This is a genomic window from Bacteroidales bacterium, from assembly GCA_012517825.1.
In the GTDB taxonomy this organism is placed as follows: Bacteria; Bacteroidota; Bacteroidia; order Bacteroidales; family JAAYUG01; genus JAAYUG01.
In genome coordinates, this window is record JAAYUG010000068.1 from 15388 (window position 1) to 37172 (window position 21785).

Here is a 21785-nt window from a genome sequence, read left to right on the forward strand (position 1 = left end):
ATTGCAAACACAAACACCTATGAACAAAATTCAAATCATGGGTGTTCCCTCTTAACTTTAAAAATCAATTTTATTCGGATGAAAAAAATACTCTTTGGTTTATTTGGATTCATTATGATGCAGTCATGCAGTAAAAACCAGCTGAAATATCCTGAAACGCGAAAGGATGATGTTACTGATACCTATTTTGGTGTTACAATATCTGATCCTTACCGCTGGCTTGAAAATGATACTTCGCCCGAAGTGAAAAAATGGGTGGAAGAACAAAATAAACTCACCTTTGCATATCTGAAATCGATCCCTTACAGGGATGCCCTGAAGAAACGACTCACGGAATTGTGGAACTATGAGCGCGTTTCGGCTCCTTTTAAGGAAGGAGGAAAGTATTTTCTTTTCCGCAATGACGGATTGCAAAACCAGAGTGTGTTATGTATGATGGACCATCCCGACGCTGAACCGAAGGTTGTGCTGGATCCAAATGCTTTATCTCCCGACGGTACCGTTGCCCTGAATACGTTTGCGGTATCACACGACGGCCGGTATCTGGCATACGCAATTTCGCGGGCCGGTTCCGACTGGGTAGAGGTGTTTGTCAGGGATCTGAAAACGGGACAGGACCTGAAAGACCATCTGCTCTGGGTGAAGTTCTCGGGCCTTGCATGGACAGGAGACGGTTTTTATTACAGCCGGTATGATGCTCCGGGAAAAGGAACCGAGCTCTCTTCTCAGAACACGTTTCAAAAGGTGTATTTTCATAAACTCGGAACGGATCAGGAGAATGACCGGCTGGTTTACCGGCATCCCTCCGAAGGTGACCGTATGTACGGAGCCTGGGTAAGCCGCGATGAACATTGGTTTGTTTTGTTCGAAAGCAAATGGGGTGCGCGGGGAAATGCTCTCTGGATAAAAGACCTTACAAAGGCCAATGATGAACTCCATTGTGTGGCAGAAGGATTTGACCATGAAAACGGACTGGTCGATATTCAGGACGGAATTCTGTATATGATAACCAATCAGGAGGCCCCCCGTTACCGTCTTATGAAAGTTGACCTGCGGGCTTTGCCAGAAGTAAAGAAAGCAGAGCTTATCCCGCAGAAAAATGATGTTCTGGAAGCCGCATACCTGGCCGGAGGGAAGCTTTTTCTGCAGTATCTGAGCGACGTGAAGAACGTGCTGGAAGTATATCAGACGGATGGTTCGTATGTGCATCCGGTTCAGCTGCCGGCCATCGGAACTGTACTGTCTTTTTCAGGAGAACCTGACGAAGAGAATGCCTATTATACGTTCACTTCATTTAATTATCCTACAACGGTTTTCCGTTACAATACTAAAACCGGCAGTTCGGAAGTATGGTTTGCACCCAGGCTTGATTTCCGTCCGGAGGATTACATTGTGGAGCAGGTCTTTTATAACAGCAAGGATGGTACCCGGGTTCCTATGTTTATTACCTATAAAAAAGGTATGCAGCGAAACGGGAAAAATCCTGCCCTGTTATACGGATACGGAGGTTTCAACATTACCATGAAGCCCTCTTTTTCGACGGCAGTGCTTTTGTGGCTTGAAAATGGTGGTGTTTATGCACTGGCCAATATACGGGGAGGAGGGGAATACGGTGAGGAATGGCACGAAGCCGGGATGAAACTCAACAAGCAGAATGTATTTGATGATTTTATTGCTGCGGCTGAATATCTCATCAGGGAGAAATACACTTCCAGGAAGAAACTTGCTATTATGGGTGGGTCTAACGGGGGACTTCTTATAGGTGCTGTGGTAAATCAGCGTCCCGATCTGTTCAGAGTGGCCATACCCCAGGTGGGTGTTATGGATATGTTGCGTTTTCATAAGTTTACCATTGGTGGTTCATGGGTAACTGATTACGGTTCAAGCGAAGATTCTGTTCAGTTTCATTACCTGCTCAAATACAGCCCGCTCCATAACATCCGCTCCGGAGTTAAGTATCCGGCAATTCTGGTAACTACAGCCGACCATGACGACCGGGTGGTGCCTGCCCACTCATTTAAATACATTGCTACCCTTCAGGAAAAATATAAAGGACCCAACCCGGTTCTGATACGCATTCAGACCAGCGCAGGGCATGGAGGAGGAAAACCTACCTCTGTCATCATTGATGAAACCGCTGATATTTATGCTTTTATTTACAGAAATATGGGTATTGAACCACCGGCAGCCCGTTAAAAGGCACATCAATAAAGAAATATGTGGTTTGCTCTTTTTTTTTGAAAAAACTTTCATTAGATTTGTTCTTTGAATTTCAATACAATGGAATTAAATTAATGCGAATGATAAACTAAATTTTTGATGACTATGAAAAAATTCACTATCAGCTATTTTGTAATATTCCTTGCTGGAATATTTGCTCTTAGCAGTTGCGGTGGTCTTGACAAAATGAAAAAGGCTGCCGATCAGGTCAAGTATGAAGCTACCCCTAAAGTTCTTGAATTGAAAGGAAATACGGTTGAGGTCAGCTTCAAAGCTACCTTCCCGGCCAAATTTTTTAACAAGAAGGCTATTCTGGAAATGACGCCCGTGCTTGTTTATAACAATCAGGAACTTCCTCTTGAAAAAGGTATTGTGCAGGGAGAAAAAGTGGAAGGGAACAACAAGTCAATTAAATATGTTGAAGGTGGTTCTTACTCATGGCCGTCAAAAGCCGCATCTTTTGAATATAAAGATGATATGCGTGTTTCCCAGGTTGTTATCAGGCCCAGTGTTTACATTGCCGGTAAAGAAGCTGCCAAGCTGGCTCTGCCTCCGGTTAAGGTGGCCGACGGAATCATCGCTACCCAGAAGCTGGTGAAGATTGATGCCAAACCCATCACAATGGAAGACAAATTTGTGCGCACCACCAGCGACAAATACGAATCGCAGATTTTGTATGTAATTAACCGCAGTGATGTTCGTCCTACCGAAGTAAAAAAACCGGAAGTGATTGGTCTAGGCAAGTACATTCAGGGTACTAAAAATGATCCAAACAAACAGTTGAAAGGGATTGAAATTCTTGCCTATGCTTCGCCCGATGGCCCGATGGATCTGAATGACAGACTTTCCAAGGCCCGTCAGAAATCGGCCAGCGAATATCTGCAGAAGGAACTGAAGAAAGCCAAGATTTCTGAAGCTGACAAAAAGGAACTCTGGTCGCTGATGGCTACCCCCGAAGACTGGGAAGGCTTCAAGGCTCTGATGGAAAAGTCCGATATTAAAGATAAGGAACTGGTTTTGAGAGTTCTTTCGATGTACAGTGATCCGAATGTACGGGAAAAGGAAATTAAAAACATGGCCAAGACCTTCGAAGAAATTGCTCAAAAGATCCTGCCCCAGCTTCGCCGTTCGCGGATGATTGCCAAAGTTGATGTAGTTGGCCGTTCGGATGAAGAAATTATGAGTACTTTCCAATCCAATCCCTCTGCCCTTTCACTGGAAGAACTGCTCTATGCCGGCGGTAAACTTACCAATGATCTTGCCACCAAACAGGCCATTTTTGAAAAAGCAGTGGAAATGTTCCCCAATTGCTTCCGCGCCCATAACAATCTGGGATGTGTCTATCTGTGGCAGAACAAGCTCGACCTGGCTCAGAAAGAATTCGAAGCTGCCCAGGCACTCAAGGAATCGGATCAGGTCAAATCCAATCTGGGGTACGTTGCCCTGCTGAAAGGCGATTATGCAACTGCTGAAAACCTGTTTACTTCGGTTGCCAGAAATGTTGAAGTTGCCAATTACGGACTGGGAATTATCAACATTACCAAAGGCGATTATGAAACAGCTGTTAAATTCCTTGGCAATACGCCCGAATTCAACACCGCTCTTGCAAAAGCCCTCAACAAAGATAACGAAGGAGCAATGGCTGTTCTGAACAACGTTAAAGGAGATGAAGCCCTGGTTGCTTATCTGAAGGCCGTTCTCGGAGCCCGTATGGATAACAGTGAAGTTGTGTTCAATAACCTGCGCGTTGCTGTTGCCAAAGATCCTTCAATGAAGAAGATGGCTGCCACCGATATGGAATTTGGCAAGTTCCTTACGAATGATGTTTTCAAATCAATCGTTCAGTAATCGACATTCTCTTTTTTAATACATCAGCCGGTTGGTGCGCAGCGCCGACCGGCTGATGCATTATTAGTCAAAAGCAAAACCCTGGCTTATTTTCCGTTAGTAAACGCAGTAAAGAATTCCCAAACGACAATTCCTGCGCATACGGCCACATTCAGCGAATGCTTTGTCCCATACTGAGGGACGGCAATTACTGCATCGCTCAGATCAACCACATCCTGCCTCACTCCGTGAATCTCATGCCCGAACACGAGGGCGTATTTCCGGTTGGTGTCGACCTTGAACTGATTCAGGGGTATGTTGTTTTCGGCCTGTTCAACGGAAATTATGGTGTACCCTTCTTTGCGCAGTTCCTGAATAGCTGAGGCCGTATCTTCCCTGTATTCCCAGGTAACCGATTCTGTTGCCCCAAGGGCTGTTTTATGAATTTCAGGGTGCGGGGGTACGGCTGTAATGCCGCATAAAATGATTTTTTCTGCAAGAAAAGCGTCGGCGGTACGGAAAACCGAACCGGTATTGTTCTGGCTTCTGATGTTGTCAAGAACAAGCACCAGAGGAATTTTAGGGGCCTTTTTAAACTCCTCTACCGTTTTTCTTCCCAGTTCTTCGTTTTTCAGCTTACGGGGCATGGGTAATTGTTTACAGGTGCGAAGTGCAAAAATAATGATACCTATTGAAAAACTATCTGCTTCCCGATACCGTCAGGCTCGCAGGTAAATGGAATAGTATTTCCGGTACGGCATGTTTTCTAAAGGGCTTCTTCCAGATTGACGGAAAGAGCTTTGTTTTCGATAAAGTCATACAGTGTAAGGCGACGGATGTTGTACAGGTAGATCCAGAAATTGCGCATGCTTTCGATATAGGCCCGCCTTGCCTGGTCTTTTTCCGCAAGAGCAACATTCAGGTCAAGTACGCTGATTTTTCCTATGAGAAACCGCTGTTTGGTTACTTCATAACGGCTGGCTGCGATAGTGTCTGCTTTGGCGGCAATCATAAACTGATCATCCTGCAGGTTAAACTGCATAACCTGAAGAAAGATGTTTTGCTGAAAATCTGTCTGATCCTGCTGAACCTGGGTACGGATAACTTCCTGACTGCTCATGGCCATCCTCACTTTTCCCTTGCCCTGTCCCCAGTCGAGCAGGGGAATCTGTATGCCTACACGCACCCTCTGCTGGCTTTGAGGATCCTGATACACCGCCGCCAGTTCATCGGCCTTCTGGGTATAACCCAGCGAAGCAAACAGGGTTGCGTTGAACCCTCTTTCCCCTTTTGCCTGGGCTACGTCTCTTTCTGCCTCCATCAACTGCCTTTCCATGCGCAGGATGTCAGGGTTATTTTGCAGGGCTTCCTGCAGGGTTTTGTTATACTCAAGTTCCAGGGCAGGAATTTCTGAAGGGATTACCAGAGTCAGATCAACATTTTCGTTAAAGCCGAGGAAGGAACGCAGGCGTGATTTTTTAAATTCCAGGTCAATCAGGGCCTTGTTCAGTTCGGTTCCGGCATTCAGATGGCTCAGTTCCATCTGGAGAAGCTCATTTTCGGCAATGGTGCCGATATTGTAGCGTCCCAGGGCAATTTTATAAAGGGTATCGGTATTGTTAAAATTGGTACGGGCAATATCGAGGTTAATCTGGGCTGCAGCAAGGTCAAAAAAAAGATCTACCGCCTGGGAAGAAACCTGTTCCAGGCTGCTCACGAAGGTTCGTTTGGCTTCTTCGTACTTCAACGGTTCGATTTTTCTCGACCAGCGCAGGGCATTATAAGAGAAGATAGGCTGGCGGAATCCGATGCTGACAGGAGTGGAAAGATAGGAGTGGCCGGCAGAGGCTCCGAGCTGGTCGATTCGCTGCAGATCGCTGTTGATGAAGATATTGCCGCCCGTGTAAAAAATATTCTGGCTGAGGGAAAGGCTTCCCAGGGTGTTCACCAGTTTTCGTTCCACAAACTGGTCAGTTCCGTCGGGTAAGGTTATTTTTTCAATGCTGCGGTTCAGGTCGGGCATGGTGCCTGTCAGAGTTATGGATGGCAGCAGGCTGGCCAGATGGGTGCGGTATTGCCAGTAACTTGCTCTGAACCGGTGGCGCGCAAGCAATGCCTGGGGCGACTGATCCCGCGCCAGGGTAATTACTTCCTGCAGGGTTAATCTTTTCTCTGTCTTTTGGGCATTTAGCCGGCAGGGTACAAACTGAACCAAAAGAATACCCTGCCACATCAGGAATGTGAAGAACCTTTTATTCATAATGCAACGATTCAATGGGATCCTTTTCCGAGGCTCTTTTGGCGGGTGAATAGCCGAAAATAATTCCAATGGATGCGGAAACGGCAAAAGCCAGCAATACGGAAAAAGGTGAAACCACCGTCAGGATGCCGGAGAAATGGGTGATTAGCTTGCTCAGGATGATGCCGAGCAAAACCCCCAGAATACCGCCTGAAACGCTTATCAGAACAGCTTCAGATAAAAACTGCACCACGATGTCTTTCCGGGTGGCTCCGATAGCCATCCGGATGCCGATTTCGCGTATCCGTTCCAATACGTTGGCAAACATAATGTTCATAATTCCGATTCCTCCCACAAGAAGGGATATGCTGGCAATAGCCCCCAGAACAATATTGAAGATGTCTTTGGTACGTTGCTGTTGTTTAAGAAGGAGTTCAGGGACCATTATTTCATAGTCCTTAACTTCCATGTGCCTGCGAAGCAGCATGCGCGACAGAACTTCCACCGTGGGGTTAAGCTGGCTTGTTTCGTTCACCTGCACAATAATTCTGTCGAGCTGATGGTAGTTGTTCTTTTTTCCGGAGGAAGCCGAAGAAGAACTTCTGATAAAGACTCCCCCGCGACCTATAACTATATTGGTTAGTTTTCTTGATGTTACAAGGGCGCGGTTTTCGAACCGCATCAGCATGGTCTTGACCGGTACAAATATGTTGTCGTTCTGCACGGTAACTCCTGCTGATTCAAGTCCTGAGACCTGAATCATGTTTCGCTGAAGAACTCCAATTACCTTCAGCCAGACGTTTCCGCATTTAATATATTGATTCAGGGCACTTGTATTGGGAAAGAGTCTGGCATCAATGTTGGCACCGATAATACAAACCGGAATGCCCTCTTCTTCCTGGTATTTGTCAAAAAGAACCCCTTTTTCGAGCGGAAGATTGTACAGATCGAAGTAGGAACGGGCAACTCCGATGATTTTGGTATCAATCCGTTTCCCGTTCTGGATGACAAAAGAATTCAGAGTAATCTCCGGGCAAACGGTTTTTATTCCGGGAACAACCTGGCGGATGGCTTCCACATCGAGTAAAGTGAGTCCGGGAGAGAATTTTTTCTTTTCTCCGGAAGAGTTGTTTCCTGAACTGCTTTCTTCACCTGATGCGGGTTCTTCCGGAATTAAGGGGCTGATGACAATATTGTTTACGCCCACCATTTTAATCTGTTCGAGAATCTCCTGTTTGGCACCGGCCCCTATTGCCAGCATACTGATAACCGCCGCCACTCCGAAAATTATACCCAGAGCCGTAAGCATTGACCTCAGGCGGTTATTCAGGAGTGACTCAAATGCGATGACGATATCGTGCACGTACCTTTGCATCGGCTATGGTTTTACCCTTACTCTTTGCATCCTTCCTCTCACTGTTCCCGAGGGTTTGCGGGTGGTATCCGGCATTTGCCGGTAGGCATTTTCCATTTCGCTTCTGCGCATTGCTTCTTCTCTTTCTTTCTTCTCCCTTGCCTTTTGCAGGATGACAGGTATCAGCTCCGATCCTTCAGTTTTCATCTTTGCGGCATTTTCCGGCTTTGACAACAGGATTCTGTCACCTGCCTTTAACCCCTGTTCCACAACAACTTCATTTTCATTTGTTTCGCCCAGAACGACTATCTGTTTTGTGCCGTTCTTTCTGAAGACATAAGGTATGCTGTCGTCAGAAAAGATTGCTTCCAGGGGTACAGAAAGGACATTGTCCAGTCTGGCAATCAGAATGGCATTGCCGGTTGTCATGGAAGGACGAAGAATAGGGTCATATTCATTTACTTTAATGATGACCTCAAAAACTTTGGCATCGGTATTGGGCAGTTGTTCTCCAATATTCGCCACTTCGGTTACCACGCCGGAATATTTTTTCTCAGGGAAGGCATCCACGGTAATCCTCACCGGCTGGCCGGGTTTCACTTTGCTTATGTCAATTTCGTTAACGTAGGTTTTGGATATCATGGAGGTGAGGTCGGGGAGTGTTGCCACGGTCAGATCCCATGGGCTGATGGTGGAACCTACCTTGCGTTTTTCGCCGCTCCATTCGCGTGCATAGATAACCATGCCATCAGCCGGGGCCCGGATAATAAATTTCTCGAGAACGCTTTGCATTTCCGTCATTCGTCTGCGTGCCCTGGCAAGCTCGACGGCTGCCAGGCTCATATCTTCTCTGGCCTGCTGTTCCTTTAGAAAATAGTTCTTACGTGCCTGTTCATAATTTCTTTCGGCTTTTTCCAGGTCAATTTGTGCCTGCCGTATGGTGGCAGGAGGTTCATATTTGCTTTGTTCCAGTTTGATGCGGGCTTCTTCCATGCTGAACCGGAGGTTGATCAGTTCGTCTCTCAGGTTGCGCAGAAGAATGGTGGTATCCAGACGGGTTTTATTAAAGTTCGATTCGGCTTTTTCTACCTCATCCATGATGTCTTTCAGCTGATTATCTGCTTCCGATCGGTCGAGTGTGGCCACGTAATCCCCTTCTTTTACCACAGTTCCTTCGGGAATAAGATCCTGGATGCGGATGTTGTTCAGTCTCAGGTTGCGGCTGCGAAGCTCGACAGGGCCTGTGATATTCTGGGAACGCGCAGCCTGGAGTTCTCCTGTTACGGTTACCAGGATCTCAAAAGGCCCCTGCCGCACCTGCGTTTCGAGTATTACCTTCTTTTCCTTCCGGGAGGCACCAAATATGAAATAAACCGCCAGAAGTGCGGCCATTATACCAGAGGTTATCCAGAGGGTTCGTTTTTTCATTCCTGTTTGAATTGGTATATTGGATAGAACATGGTATTATGAACCGGCAGTTTGCAGAACTTTTTCCACCATGGAGACCAGGCGCTCAGCTTCTTCTGTGCTGGTTCCTTCGCTGTATATCCGTACAATGGGTTCCGTATTCGATTTGCGCACATGGACCCAGCCTTCCGGAAAATCAATCCGTATTCCATCGGCGTCGTTGATTTTCTGGTCTTTAAAGTATTCTCTCAACTGCGCAAGCAGGTGATCGACATTTGTGCCGGCACTGATTTCGACTTTCTTTTTCGACATCACATAATGAGGATATCCTGCCCGCAATTCGGATGTTTTTTTCCCTGATTTTGCCAGGTGGCTGAGGAAAAGGGCAGTGCCTGCAAGGGCGTCTCTTCCGTAATGGAGGTCGGGGAGGATAACTCCGCCGTTTCCTTCACCACCAATTACTGCGTTGACCTTTTTCATCATGGCCACTACATTCACTTCACCAACGGCCGATGCAAAGTGCCGGCCGCCGTGTTTTTCAGTAATATCCCTGAGGGCACGGGATGAAGAAAGGTTGGAAACAGTGTTCCCTTTCTTCATGGAAAGTACATAGTCTGCGACGGCCACCAGCGTATATTCTTCCCCGAACATGCTTCCGTCTTCACACACAATGGCAAGTCGGTCAACGTCAGGGTCAACAACCAGGCCCAGATGCGCCTTTTTTCGGGGAACTACCACAGAAATTTCCGTTAAATGTTCAGGCAGTGGTTCGGGATTATGGGCAAAAAGCCCGTCAGGGGTGCAGTTTAGCGGGATGACTTCCTGAACGCCCAGTGCTTTAAGTAATGCGGGTATTGCCGTGCCTCCCACGGAGTTGACAGCATCCACTGCGACCCGGAATTTTGCCCTGCGGATGGCATCGGTATCAACATACGGAAGTTCGAGTATTTTCTGAATGTGGTATTCAAGATATCCTTCCCGCCTGATGATAACCCCGAGCTGGTCAACCGGAGCATAGCTGAAATCGTTTGTTTGTGCCAGACGGATTATTTCTTCTCCTTCTTCGGCTGAAAGGAATTCGCCATTATGCCCCAGCAATTTGAGTGCATTCCACTGGATCGGATTATGGCTGGCCGTGATAATAATTCCTCCCTGTGTTTTTTCAGCTATAACGGCCATTTCGACGGTGGGTGTTGTTGCATGCCCGAGCTGTATTACATTGATTCCGCAGGCTGACAGGGTGGCTGTGACAAGCGATTCCACCATGGGGCCTGAAATACGGGCATCACGGCCAACAATTACCGTGGGTTTCATTCCGGGGAACCTGAGCCTGATAAATTCTGCATAGGCGGTCGAGAAACGAACAATATCCAACGGGGTCAACGCTTCTCCGGACTTTCCTCCTATGGTGCCCCGTATTCCTGAAATTGAAGTTATGAGTGCCATTGCTGTTTTTTTGACCTTAAAAGTACAAATAACTTCCTTTTTTGGGCTAATTTTGTGCTACTATGGCTGTAACCAGAAAAAAAATCCGTCAGGCGCCCGCAAAATGGACTCCGGGCAATGAGCCGGCTCTCAGGCAGGGAGAACTTCCCGGCGAGGGGTTGCGGCGAATTCTTTCAGAAGAATTGCAATATGCACTTAAGCAGGCGGCCCGTCCCAGGGAAGAGATGCACCAGGCAGTCCACGAATTGCGCAAAACACTGAAACGCATCAGGGCTGTCTTTCGACTCATCGAACCGGATATTGGCTACTATATATGCCGTAAGGAAATATACCGCTACAGAGATATAGCCCGAAACGTTTCCTCCCTCAGGAGCCTGTATGTGTGTCTTGAAATGATCAAAAAAATCCGTCCTGTTCTTTCCAAAAAACTTGCCGGAGAACCGCTGGACAAAACCGAAGCCATCCTGCGCGGACAGTATGAAAATCTTCTGAAGAAAAAAACGGAAGAGAAAGATGTGCTTGAACTGGTTCGCCAGGAACTCATCGAAGCAAACCATCAGATAAATGCTCTGCCCCCTCTTCATAATGATATTACCCTTCATGAAAAATCGGTGAGGAATTGTTTTCGCAAAGGAAGGAAATGCTGGCGCAAAGTGGCAAGGAAAGCAAATTCATCCAATATTCATGAACTGAGAAAACAGATCAAACTATTGCAGTTTCAGCTCCAGGTGCTCTATCCTCTTTTGCCTGAAAAGCTTCAGAAACCTCTTGTCCAGTTGCAGAAACTCGCCCGTCTGAGCGGAGATGAACATGATCTTTATGAACTTTCACTGATGATAAAGAAATATCTGAAGGATGAACCGTATAAAAAGGAACTCTTATTCGGTATTTCCCGCCTTATGCTGAAGTACCGGAAACAACTCCTGCCGGCAGCCAGAAAATTTTATAGCATCAAAAGCAAAAAGTTTGTGGCTGAACTGGGTTTAAGAAATATTCCCATTTCTCCAGTGGTTGATCTGAAAAGCGCATAATATGAAATTTTTCGCTTCCGGAAACGGGTTCAGTAAGCAACAGAAAGAATCCCTGAAAGTCTATGCCCTCATTTTCCTGGTTTGTTTTATAACCTGGCTGTGTGGTATTTTTTTTCTCCGGAACAAACCGGAGTACCGGATTTTTGGCTTGTCCGGGATTCTGCTTGTTCTTTCAGGATTTGTTCTGGTTCCGTTACAGAAAGCAGCGGGATTTCCTGATTTACTCGACAGGGAAGTTACGGGCAGGAAACGTTTTGTTGAACCGTTTGTCATCGGTATTATCTTTGCCATTGCTGACGTAATTGTATTCAAACTGATTCTTCACCCGGAGCCTTATACATCTCTTCCGCCCTTTCTTCAGCCATTCCCGTATTCCCTCTTGCTCTATTTTTCGGGGGCTGTTTATTGTGAGGTTCTTTATCGGCTTCTGCCCCTTACATTGATTCTTACCTTGATAAGTTTGTTCACCCGCGGGAAAGGCGCCGGCAGGTATTTCTGGATTCTTGCTGTTCTAACTTCTCTCTGGGAGCCTCTGGAACAAACAGGGAATGCTTTACCATGGGTGATGGGATACACGTTTCTCAGCGGGCTTTTTTTTAATTTCCTGCAAGCGGTCTACTACCGGAAGGCAGGTTTTCTTTCCTCACTTTCAGTAAGGCTGGGACATTATTTTCTGTGGCATATTCTGCTGGGAATATACGTTCAGCAAAGCCTGATGGCCGGGAATACCTGATTATGCTATGATGTAAGGCAGTGAAAATCTTAGAGTAAGCAGAACGGCAGATTTACCCACTATTCGTCAATTGAAAAACTCAATTGACGAATCGACTAACAAAATCTAATCATTCCGAAGTTTCAGAATGATAGATTTTCTAAGTCGGGATTACCTCGATAAGTCAATAGAAACAAGTTGTTTAAATGTTTTTTGTGTTTCTATTGACTAATCTCGGTTTAAAGTACTTTCTGCATATGCCAGTCGCCTGAAAGCACCAGTTCCATAGTACGGCCGAAAGGGCCTTCTTCCACAGCGGCCACTATTTCCCACTGTCCGGCAAATGCTTCCTGTCCTTCGAGACGTTCTCCATGATACATCACTTCGTGCGATTCCCGCTCTTTGTCAGTAATCACAGATCCATCCTCTCCGATGGCAAAGAAATAGGGAAAGCGTTTCACAAAGCTGATCATGCCGTCTTCAGCAAAGCCTTCAATGGTTGCCGGTTGTCCGAATATTTTCATGGTTTCCTCATCGGTACAGGTTCCGCTCAGATCGCCGTCGGTATCTTTTATTTCGATTAAAAACGGCACTTTTTTCGCCCGGAATGATTCCGGAAATGCTTCACCAAAGGTGTATTCACCTTCCCATTTTCCGCTCAGATTCATATTTTTATCATGCTATTGTTTCGAAAACCAATTTTTGAGAATATTTAAAAACTTTTGAAAAGATTCATCCGTACAATTATTGTAAGAAACGGAGTCAGCAATCTTACTGAAGATTGAAGAAGACCTTGGAACATTGATCCTTTTAAGTACCTCTTCATAATATTCTTTGGGTCTGGAAGGTTTTGTTTTTCCAGGTGAAAGCCATCCATTAATTTCGAGCCACCTATGTAAAGGAAACCCTTGCTCTTTTTCTTTCCATCCGATAGCATGAGCAACGGAATATTTTTTTGCCCACAACCATATTTCAATTTCAGGCTCAATAACAATTACAGCACTTTTGTTTTTCCATCCATTTCTAACAAGACGTTTTTCAAGATTGATTTCAGCATCAGTTCTGTTATTGAATTTTGCTTCTGCTCCGGATCCTTCAAAATCAAAAAGTACAATGGCAAACCTGAAATTCCGAATATAATGTCTTAAAAAATCAGGACTATCATTAAAATTACCAGAATCTCTCATTGGGTTTTTGATTACCTCAAAAGTAATAGTACTGATAACATTTGTGCGAATGAGACGGTTAATAAAAGTCTCTATAAGAGCCTTCTGGTCACTATCCGCAACGAGTACAACAAGATCTTTCATGATAAAATACCTGCCGCAAATAAAACGGAAAGATTAGGATCACCCTGCCAGTCCTTAAGTTTTGGATGTTCAGAACCGTTAATTATGTCAGTAATTCCATTGACTGTTTTAGAAAAACAAAGCAGTTCTGCAGGTTTAACTAGTGAAAGAATTACGGGTGAATGAGATGCAAGAAAGACCTGTGCGTTGTATACCGAAGACAGAGACTGGTAAACACACTCAATTGCCAGAGGATGAATCCCGTTTTCAGGTTCTTCAATAAGAAAAACACCCTGTATGTCTTTAAGATAGGCAATTATAGTCAGGGCAAGAACTCTGAGAGTGCCATCGGATAATAGCCAGCCGGGAACAGCAATGCCATTTTTGTACCTGATTTTAAGATATTTGTGTTTGTCTTCCTCGCGTTCAATAATCAGAATATCATCAATATCAGGTAAAAGGATTTTTAAATGCTCAACCCATTGATTGTATTTTTCTTTGCTTTTTTTAAGGTTTTCAATAACCCACGGAAGATTGGAACCGTCAGTTCTGAAGAAAGTGCCCAAACCTGGAGGGCTTGGTTTGCGCATCAGCTGGCTATTCAGAATTATCATACGGATGCCGTTTTGAAGAAATCCTTTGAGCCAGGTGGCAGCAGGAAACTTGGTTACATCTTCAGGTAAATTTGCAAGAGCTGATTTTTTATTACCTAACTTAAAGGAAGGCAGCCATCCGCTTTTGCCTGATTCTTCAATATAAAAATTGTCATTCCCTTCAGGATTCTTAGTTACAACTCTCCGGTAAATCCCTTTGGCATATTTTTTTATAAGTAAGGTTGACGGTGGAGCCGGTTCATAAGGAAACAACGAAGAGTCATTTTTATCATCATGATTAATCTGATAACCCTTTTTCAGTAATATTACCCTTTCTTCTTTTATGCAATTTTCTTCTGTTTCTTTATGTTTTCCTATTCTAAGTTCATACCGGATTTTGTTAAAATCTGGATTTGAGTTAATGTTTTCAGGAATTTTCGCTTCAATGGCAAATTCAATGTCGTTCCCGTTTCCGGCAAACGTGAGTTCGTCAAAACTGGTTCCCCTGGATTTTACAGCTTCATCAATTCCATTGTTAATTATGTTCGATAGAAATTGTATTGCATCGAGAAAAGTACTTTTCCCGGATGCATTTGCACCAATAAGAACATGAAACCGCTTTAAAGGCAGATTAACATACCTAAGACAGCGGTAGTTCAATATTTGGATAAGCTCAATCATTCATGCAAAAATAATTTAAATTCATTCTTTTGCGAAGGGTTCAGTTGAAGGAATGAATGCGATATTGACTTCGGGGAACAGGGATTTAAGCCATCGGGCACATTCTTTCATTCCCTCTTCTTCTGAAGGGATATGCCCGATAACAATGAGTGCTTTCTTTTTGCCCTGCAGGGAAGCGTCCCGCACATATTCTATGGTTTCCCATTCGCGCGATTCTCCTATCAGCAGCACTTCTACAGCACTGCGCCGCAGGAAATCCATCTGAAGATCACTACCTACAGCTCCCGGAAGAAATCCTACCCGGGTAATTTTCATGGAGGGGTCGCCGACTATCCTGATGCAGGACGCATTCAGCTTTTCAGCGAGCAGTTCCTTAAGTTCCTGTAAGGTGGAAGGAGGGATGACAAAAATTCCCTCTGCACCTTTTTTCCTGTAGCTTTCCCAGCCCAGGGCACGGGTCATGCCTTCCAGAATTCCGTCTGGTTTTCGCATATGCCAGTGATCATGAAACCGCCAGATGATCAGATTATGGTCATTGATATACCGGATTTTATCCAGATAAACCGGATCATTGTTTTTTTCAAATTCCGAAGTTTCATCCAGGTGGTTATAAAAAACAGGTTCATGAACAATAATAAAGTTCCTGCCGGATGCTACTGCTTTTTGCAAAACAGTCATGGTGGGAAACATGGTTATTACAACACCGGTAACCACATTGTCGGGGTTGCCTGTTTTAAATACGTCAACAGTAGGTTCCTGCCACGGAACGCCGATTTTTTGTTTGATTGTTTCAACCATTTGCCGGGCTGTTATTCCGGATGACTGGGCAAAGAGCGGAAAGGTAACAGCAAGAAACAAGAGGGTGGAATAAGTTATTCTTGCTCCTGATCCGAATGTTTCTCTGAGCAAATGATTCCCCTGCAGGATTTGCAAAAGCGGCAATCCGGTTTTCATACAGACATTTCTTTTGAAGAACAAAGATGGTGATTTTCTGCAAAAGCACGAATGCCTGCCATGGCAAAACAATGAAAGGGAAAACATCCGGGCAAACCCCGCTGGAACGAAGTGGAAGCGGCCCTTGCGACACATTGCGCAGTTTTTATGCGCAATGTGAATCAAAAAGAGAAAAGAACACGAGTCCCGTTCCCTGAATTATCTATGCTTCCCGGATCTTCTTCAGCAGAAAATCCCTGGATTTCACCCCGACAAACCGTTCAACCTCCTTGCCGTTTTTGAAAAGAATCATGGTAGGAATGCCACGGATTTTATAAGCAGAAGCAGCTTCGCGGTTTTTATCTACGTCGAGTTTGCCTATAATGGCAGTACCGTCGAGTTCATCAGCCAGTTCGTTCAGTACCGGCGCCATCGCCCGGCAGGGAGCACACCATGCAGCCCAGAAGTCGACAAGTACCTTGCCGTTTTTGATCTGATGCTTGAAATTCCGGTCATCAAGGATTCGGATTTTTTCATTTGAAGGCACCAGCGGCATATTTTTCATCCTCCGGAGGGATAAGAGGATGTAGAAAACCAGCAAAACAAAAAATACAATAAGAAAAATCAGCGTTTTACTCATGGTTAAAATTTTCAGTTTTTTTATGCTTCAGCAAGTTCCAGCTGACGGAGGTTGTGCACATATTGTGCCGCTGCAAGGGCTGCTACCGTACCGTCGCCTACGGCAGTGGTAACCTGACGGAACCGCTTGACCACAGCATCTCCTGCTGCAAAAACACCCTTGATACCGGTTTCCATATCAGCATTTACGATAATCTCTCCGCGCTCATTCAAAATCTGCTGGTTGCGCAGGAACTCTGTATTCGGAACATATCCGATAAAAATGAATACTCCGTCGATCGGCATGTTATAGAGTTCCCCGGTTTTGAGGTTTTTTATATCGACCGATTGCAGGTTTTCGTTTCCATGAAATGCTGCGATGGTAGAACTGAGGATGAAGCGGATGGACGGATTGCTTCTGGCTTCTTCTATAGCATATTCAAAAGCCTGAAAGTGATCAAACTGATGAACAACTGTTACCCTGGAAGCATATTTTGTTAGCGATACAGCTTCTTCGAGGGCAGAATTTCCTCCGCCGACTACAATGATTTCTTTCCCGGTAAAGAAATCCCCGTCACAGGTGGCACAATATGAAATGCCTTTCCCTCTGAAAGTTTCTTCACCCGGTACACCAAGCTGGCGGGGACGGCCTCCCGGTGCAAGTATAACAGCTGATGCTTTGTACTCACGGCCGTCAGAAAGCCGTACAGATTTTACCGCGCCTTCCAGCTGCAAATCGCTCACGGAAGAATTGCCGATAATTTCGCAACCAAAGGATCGGGCTTGTTTCTTCATTATTCCCGACAGCTGATATCCGCTGGTTTTCTCCACTCCCGGATAATTGGCGATCTCATGGGTCAGCACCATCTGGCCGCCGACGGTTCCCTCATTTATAATCAATGTCCTGATGCGGGCACGGGAGAGATAAATGCCTGCCGTTAATCCGGCAGGCCCTGCTCCCAGAACGATCACATCATAGTTTGTATCAGCTTTCATCGTACGTTAACCTTTTTTATGCATTTACCGGTACTCCGAATTCCTGGTTCAGAATGGCCTTTACCTGGTCCATGGTCTGAATGCTCGATGTAGCCTTTACGATTTTTCCGTTTTTGTAGTAAACCGTGAAAGGTAAACCCATAAATCCGCGGCATTCGGGAGCATTTCGTATTACGTATGCATCGGGATTGTCAAATTCCATATCAAAGAACTTGACATGCGGATATTGGGGTTCCAGTTCTTCCATGATTTCGTAAACGGGAATGCACATGGGGCCCATCCGCCCGCAGCAGATCATTACGTTTTCATTTTCGCTGATTACTTTCTGATGCTCAGCAGCACTTTCGATGTGATTTAAATTGGTGTACAACATATTGATAAAAATTTAAGTTATTCGGTAACCTGTATTTCATAGGTAAGTTCCATGGCCTTCCGGTAGGCGGCTGAAACTCCGCAGTACCTGTCCTGCGACAGGTCGACAGCTTTCTTCAGTTTCTCCATGTCGAGGTTCTTCCCATGGAATTTATAGATAATGTGCATTTTGGTGTAATGTTTCGGGTGCTCTTCTGTACTCTCGGCAACTACTTCAATGGAAAACTTTTCGGGTTCCGAGCGCATTTTTTTCAGTATGGAAACTACATCCATTCCGGTACAACCTGCCAATGAAGTGAGCATAAGCTCCTTGGGCCGAGGACCGGAATCTTCCCCACCTACATCCTCAGAAGCATCCATAATCACATGGTGCCCGCTTACAAGGGCATCGAATTTCATATTTCCCAGCCAGGAAGTTTCTTGTTTTACTTGCATATTCGTATAAATTTAAGGTTACAAAAGTAGGCCGTTTCAGCGGTTTATCCGCGAATTATTGGTTTGCGGAATACCGTCTTTCAATTGATATTAAACAATTATTTTATTGATTTAGTTCTACCTTTGTCCTGAAAAAGATTCCTGATGAAAGCGATAACTGAAACCGACAAGGAATACATCTGCGAGATACAGGCTCCCTGTTTTCAGGATCTCAGTCAGGAGGAAGTGGCGCTGATCAGGGCAGGTAAAACCCAGATCCTTTTTCATCGTGGCGAAAATCTGACCAAGCAGGGGTTTTTTGCCTCATCTGTCTTATTTATCATCAGTGGTTACGCCAGGTTATTTATCGAAGGGAACAACGGCAGAAACCTTAACCTTGCTGTTTTGGTTCCGGGTGACTTTGCCGGGATTTCTGCCCTGTTTGGTCAGAACAAGTTTCCTTACTCCATCACTGCTCTTTGCGATACGCAGGTTCTGCTGATTGAGTCGGGCATTCTGGAAAAAGTGCTCCGGCAGAATTCTTCCTTTGCATGGCATATTGGTGCCAGGAATCATTCTTTTGACAATTTGCTGAGGGCAGCCCTCTACTCTGTTGCTTTTCTTCAGATGAACGGCAGGGTCGCTTCGGTTTTGCTGTATCTTGACAGTCTTGTCAGGGAAGGCCATGATGTATTTCCTCTTCTTTCAAGAAAGGACATTGCTGAATTTGCCGGACTTTCAACCGAAAGCACAGTAAAGATTCTCAAATCGTTTGAGAAAGACGGACTGATTCAGTTGCGTGAAAAATCGTTAACCATTCTGAAACCCGAAAACCTGAAAGAAATCAGCAGGTTGGGGTAAGTAGGCAGGGAAAATCAGAAGGCAGGGGTACTTTTTCTCCGGAATTTATCATTTTCTTTCTTCCATCATATTCGCTGCCAGGTTATGTTGTAATCCTTTACCCTGCAAAAGAAATACAGGTTTTAAGCCCGGGTTGGCAGGGGATGGGTTTGCCTGAATGTTTTTCAGTACCAAATCGTGATAGTGTTCTATCTGCAAAGCCCGGGTAAACCATGACTGGGTAATATTCTGCCAGATGATGGTAACGTCAGATAGTTGAAGATTCTTTACATAACGTGCGTAGAAGGCAGGCACATCGCTTGAAAAAAGCTGTTTTTCTCCCAGACATCCTCTCAGATCAATGTTTCCTCCTGCAGTGGCAGTCAGAGGCCCTTCTGAAAGGACAAAATACAGGTTTTCGAAACGGATATTTTCCGGAATGCTTTCCTCAGAACCGTAAACAAGGATTCCGGATTCGCCCCGGCAGAAAATATCCCTGAAAACAACGTTACGGATGGTGCCCAGCTTCCCATTATCTTTTCCTCTGACGGCTGAAATGTGCACAGGTTCCCCGTTTCCCCACCAGTCGCCGGTATGCAGTCTTGTTTCAATATGTACCTGGGAAATGATAATGTTTTCCAACGATCCTTCGTCACGCAGGAAGATTCCGATACCACGGTTCGACCCGGTTATGTTCACATTGCTGATATTGATATTCCGAATAGTATTCTGATCGAGAAACCCTATGCGGATGCCGCTTGACCTCGACTGAAGATGACAGTTTGTAATATTGATGTTTTCTGAAATATGGAGCAGATTTGCATAACCTGGAAGTTCAAAATGGCGGGCATACCCTGTAATGGCTATGGCATCGTCGCCTGCCCTGATGTCGCAGTCAGAAATATTCACGTTGGAGCATGAAGTAACATCAATTCCGTCGCTATTTGGAGTTTCCAGACTGTTCCAGATTTTCAGTCCGTTTACTATGACTCCGTCACAATCGGCAAAATGCAGTGTCCAGAAAGGAGATCCTCTCAGGGTAATATCACGTACCAGAACATTTTTGCATTCTGAAAAGATGATCATCTGGCGTGGCCGGTCTTTTGGCATAACCGGTCCGTCACCTATGCCTGACACGACCTTCCGGAAAAGTTCTTTTTGCCGGGTATGCTGAACTCCACCCCATTCAATTTTCTTCGGGGTATCCCATACAAAAAATGCCTCTTCATTCCCGTCAATGATCCCATATCCTGTAATTGACACATTTTCAGCTTTCCGGGTGTAAATGATTCCGTAATGGTAAGTCTGTCCGTCATTTTCCGCCATGTAGGAACGGTATTCATTCAGATTGCTGCTGCCTTTGAGTACAGCTCCGGCCTCGAGGTATAGGTTGATGTTGCTGCGGAGCTCGAACGTACCCGTTATGTAAATGCCCGCAGGTACTATCACGGAGCCTCCTCCGGTTTTACTGCAACTGTCAATGGCCGCCTGAATTGCCGCTGTATTAATATATCCGGGGCCGGGTCTGGCTCCGAAGTCCACGATCGAGAATGTACTTCCCTTCACCTGTAGAATTGAAACAGAGGCAAACATCAAAACCTGCAGAAAATTCTTCATAAAACGCATTATTTTTGATCCAACGGGTGTTTCAAAATTAATGAATCCTGTGGATTATGGTTTAATAATCCAGAAAGAGGAATGGGAACAGGCATATTTTGTAAGGAAATTCAGCAGCTTCAACTTCCGGGGTTGTAAGGTGGAAATTACCCCAGATGCCGTTCTTCCAAATTATTCCTCCATGCAGGAGTGCGTTTCACTTCCGCTGGATGGCCTGGTTTTAAGGATGGCAGAAAAGAGAATCTAATATAGAAAGGTAAAGGCTGTTTCCTCTTTTACCTCAGTTACATTCTTGCCTTGATATACCTGTTTCATGCATTGGCTCTTTTGCATTCCTGATGAATTGTTCGAGTTTTTATTACCAGGTTTTATCTGAAATTGGAGAATGAAATGAAATACTTATCCAATCCCGAAGGAATGGCATTATTGTAGAAAATTCCATCAGGAGAATTAATTAGAACCCCGAAGGGGTGGTATTATAATACAGCCAATAATGCCGCCCCTTCGGGGTTTTTGATGCCTTTTTACCATTCGGTTCTACAATAATGCCGCCCCTTCGGGGTTTTTATTACCTTCTAACCCTTCTATCATATTCATGTTTTGAACAAACTCAACGAAACCGGAGGTTTCGAATTCCAATGTCCATGGTTACATCCATGGCAGAGGAAACAAGAACCTTTGCAACACCGGAGGTATTGAAGAAAATTGCCTGTATTCTGCCTTCCGGTGGTGAAAATTCAAAAATCTGGTTTCGGCGGGATTAAGCCGTTAGCCTGCGCTAAGGCATTGCTTCGTTTGCTCTCCTGATGCGAAAGCAAGGTGTAATAGCCAAAGGGCAGAAAGCAGATGAACAACATTCGGAATATAGTATTCAGAATGTTTTGCGAAATGCACCAGAGACTGCTAAAATAAAGAAGCCCGAGACTCTGCAATGGTTGCGACACTCGTATGCAACGCATTAGTTTGAATCGGGCACTGACCTCAGGTATATTCAGGAATTACCGGGTCAAAAAAGAAGCAAAACCACTGAGATATACACCCATGTAACTGAAAAATCTCTGCAAAAAATAAAATCACCCTTTGATGATTTATAACTTTTTTGTAAAATTTGTACTATGAATATATGCAATTACACTGCAGAAAAAAGTGCACAATATATTCCATTTTGGGTGTATATATGCACTTTTTGGGGCGAG

The 21785-nt window shown here is 45.0% G+C and carries 19 protein-coding genes; 5 read left to right on the forward strand and 14 right to left on the reverse strand.

The window, feature by feature from the left end; all coding sequences use genetic code 11:
• Positions 1-78: 78 nt before the first annotated feature.
• Positions 79-2196 (forward strand): S9 family peptidase, encoded by a 2118-nt coding sequence (locus GX419_04500; GenBank protein ID NLI23949.1) that lies wholly within the window; start codon positions 79-81, stop codon positions 2194-2196.
• A 129-nt stretch (positions 2197-2325) separates the two neighbouring features.
• The gene (locus GX419_04505; protein ID NLI23950.1) at positions 2326-4068 is read left to right on the forward strand and encodes a hypothetical protein; all 1743 of its coding nucleotides are present in this window, start codon (positions 2326-2328) and stop codon (positions 4066-4068) included.
• An 86-nt stretch (positions 4069-4154) separates the two neighbouring features.
• On the opposite strand, the gene GX419_04510 is transcribed toward GX419_04505, so the two are convergent.
• From GX419_04510 to glmM, 5 genes are all read right to left on the reverse strand, one after another.
• Positions 4155-4694: an RNA methyltransferase gene (locus tag GX419_04510; protein NLI23951.1), complete on the reverse strand. Its 540-nt coding sequence runs from the start codon at positions 4692-4694 to the stop codon at positions 4155-4157.
• Between the two features lie 119 nt (positions 4695-4813).
• Positions 4814-6307 (reverse strand): TolC family protein, encoded by a 1494-nt coding sequence (locus GX419_04515; GenBank protein ID NLI23952.1) that lies wholly within the window; start codon positions 6305-6307, stop codon positions 4814-4816.
• Positions 6300-7661, reverse strand: a complete 1362-nt coding sequence (locus GX419_04520) for an FtsX-like permease family protein (GenBank protein ID NLI23953.1) — start codon at positions 7659-7661, stop codon at positions 6300-6302. Before GX419_04520 ends, GX419_04515 begins: the two co-directional genes overlap by 8 nt.
• A gap of 3 nt (positions 7662-7664) precedes the next feature.
• Complete coding sequence (locus GX419_04525) at positions 7665-9068, reverse strand: HlyD family efflux transporter periplasmic adaptor subunit (GenBank protein ID NLI23954.1); 1404 nt, start codon at positions 9066-9068, stop codon at positions 7665-7667.
• A gap of 36 nt (positions 9069-9104) precedes the next feature.
• Positions 9105-10493 carry a phosphoglucosamine mutase gene (gene glmM, locus GX419_04530; protein ID NLI23955.1) on the reverse strand — a complete coding sequence of 463 codons (1389 nt, stop codon included), beginning with the start codon at positions 10491-10493 and terminating at the stop codon, positions 9105-9107.
• Between the two features lie 62 nt (positions 10494-10555).
• Between glmM and GX419_04535 the strand changes: the two genes are divergently transcribed.
• Both GX419_04535 and GX419_04540 read left to right on the forward strand, forming a co-directional pair.
• Positions 10556-11524 (forward strand): CHAD domain-containing protein, encoded by a 969-nt coding sequence (locus tag GX419_04535; GenBank protein ID NLI23956.1) that lies wholly within the window; start codon positions 10556-10558, stop codon positions 11522-11524.
• Between the two features lies 1 nt (position 11525).
• Positions 11526-12257: a hypothetical protein gene (locus GX419_04540; protein NLI23957.1), complete on the forward strand. Its 732-nt coding sequence runs from the start codon at positions 11526-11528 to the stop codon at positions 12255-12257.
• A gap of 218 nt (positions 12258-12475) precedes the next feature.
• Here the strand turns inward: GX419_04540 and GX419_04545 are convergent, their stop codons facing one another.
• The 8 genes from GX419_04545 to GX419_04580 form a co-directional block, all read right to left on the reverse strand.
• Positions 12476-12904 carry a hypothetical protein gene (locus GX419_04545; GenBank protein NLI23958.1) on the reverse strand — a complete coding sequence of 143 codons (429 nt, stop codon included), beginning with the start codon at positions 12902-12904 and terminating at the stop codon, positions 12476-12478.
• A gap of 12 nt (positions 12905-12916) precedes the next feature.
• Positions 12917-13546, reverse strand: coding sequence for a hypothetical protein (locus tag GX419_04550; protein ID NLI23959.1), 630 nt, complete (start codon positions 13544-13546; stop codon positions 12917-12919).
• Complete coding sequence (locus GX419_04555) at positions 13543-14799, reverse strand: ATP-binding protein (GenBank protein ID NLI23960.1); 1257 nt, start codon at positions 14797-14799, stop codon at positions 13543-13545. The genes GX419_04550 and GX419_04555 overlap by 4 nt, the downstream gene beginning before the upstream one ends.
• A 21-nt stretch (positions 14800-14820) precedes the next feature.
• The gene (locus GX419_04560; GenBank protein ID NLI23961.1) at positions 14821-15753 is read right to left on the reverse strand and encodes a hypothetical protein; all 933 of its coding nucleotides are present in this window, start codon (positions 15751-15753) and stop codon (positions 14821-14823) included.
• A gap of 202 nt (positions 15754-15955) precedes the next feature.
• Entirely contained in the window at positions 15956-16288 is a 333-nt protein-coding gene (gene trxA / locus GX419_04565) for a thioredoxin (protein NLI23962.1), read from the reverse strand.
• A 104-nt stretch (positions 16289-16392) separates the two neighbouring features.
• Positions 16393-17346, reverse strand: coding sequence for a thioredoxin-disulfide reductase (trxB, locus tag GX419_04570; GenBank protein NLI23963.1), 954 nt, complete (start codon positions 17344-17346; stop codon positions 16393-16395).
• 16 nt (positions 17347-17362) lie between these two features.
• On the reverse strand, positions 17363-17719 hold the full coding sequence (locus tag GX419_04575) for a thioredoxin family protein (protein ID NLI23964.1): 357 nt from the start codon (positions 17717-17719) through the stop codon (positions 17363-17365).
• A gap of 17 nt (positions 17720-17736) precedes the next feature.
• On the reverse strand, positions 17737-18153 hold the full coding sequence (locus GX419_04580) for an OsmC family protein (protein ID NLI23965.1): 417 nt from the start codon (positions 18151-18153) through the stop codon (positions 17737-17739).
• A 144-nt stretch (positions 18154-18297) separates the two neighbouring features.
• Between GX419_04580 and GX419_04585 the strand changes: the two genes are divergently transcribed.
• Positions 18298-18993, forward strand: a complete 696-nt coding sequence (locus GX419_04585; protein ID NLI23966.1) for a Crp/Fnr family transcriptional regulator — start codon at positions 18298-18300, stop codon at positions 18991-18993.
• Positions 18994-19041: 48 nt separating this feature from the next.
• Here GX419_04585 and GX419_04590 read toward each other — a convergent pair whose 3' ends face one another.
• A complete protein-coding gene (locus GX419_04590) occupies positions 19042-20589 on the reverse strand; it encodes a hypothetical protein (protein ID NLI23967.1) in 1548 nt (515 codons plus the stop codon).
• Between the last annotated feature and the right edge of the window lie 1196 nt (positions 20590-21785).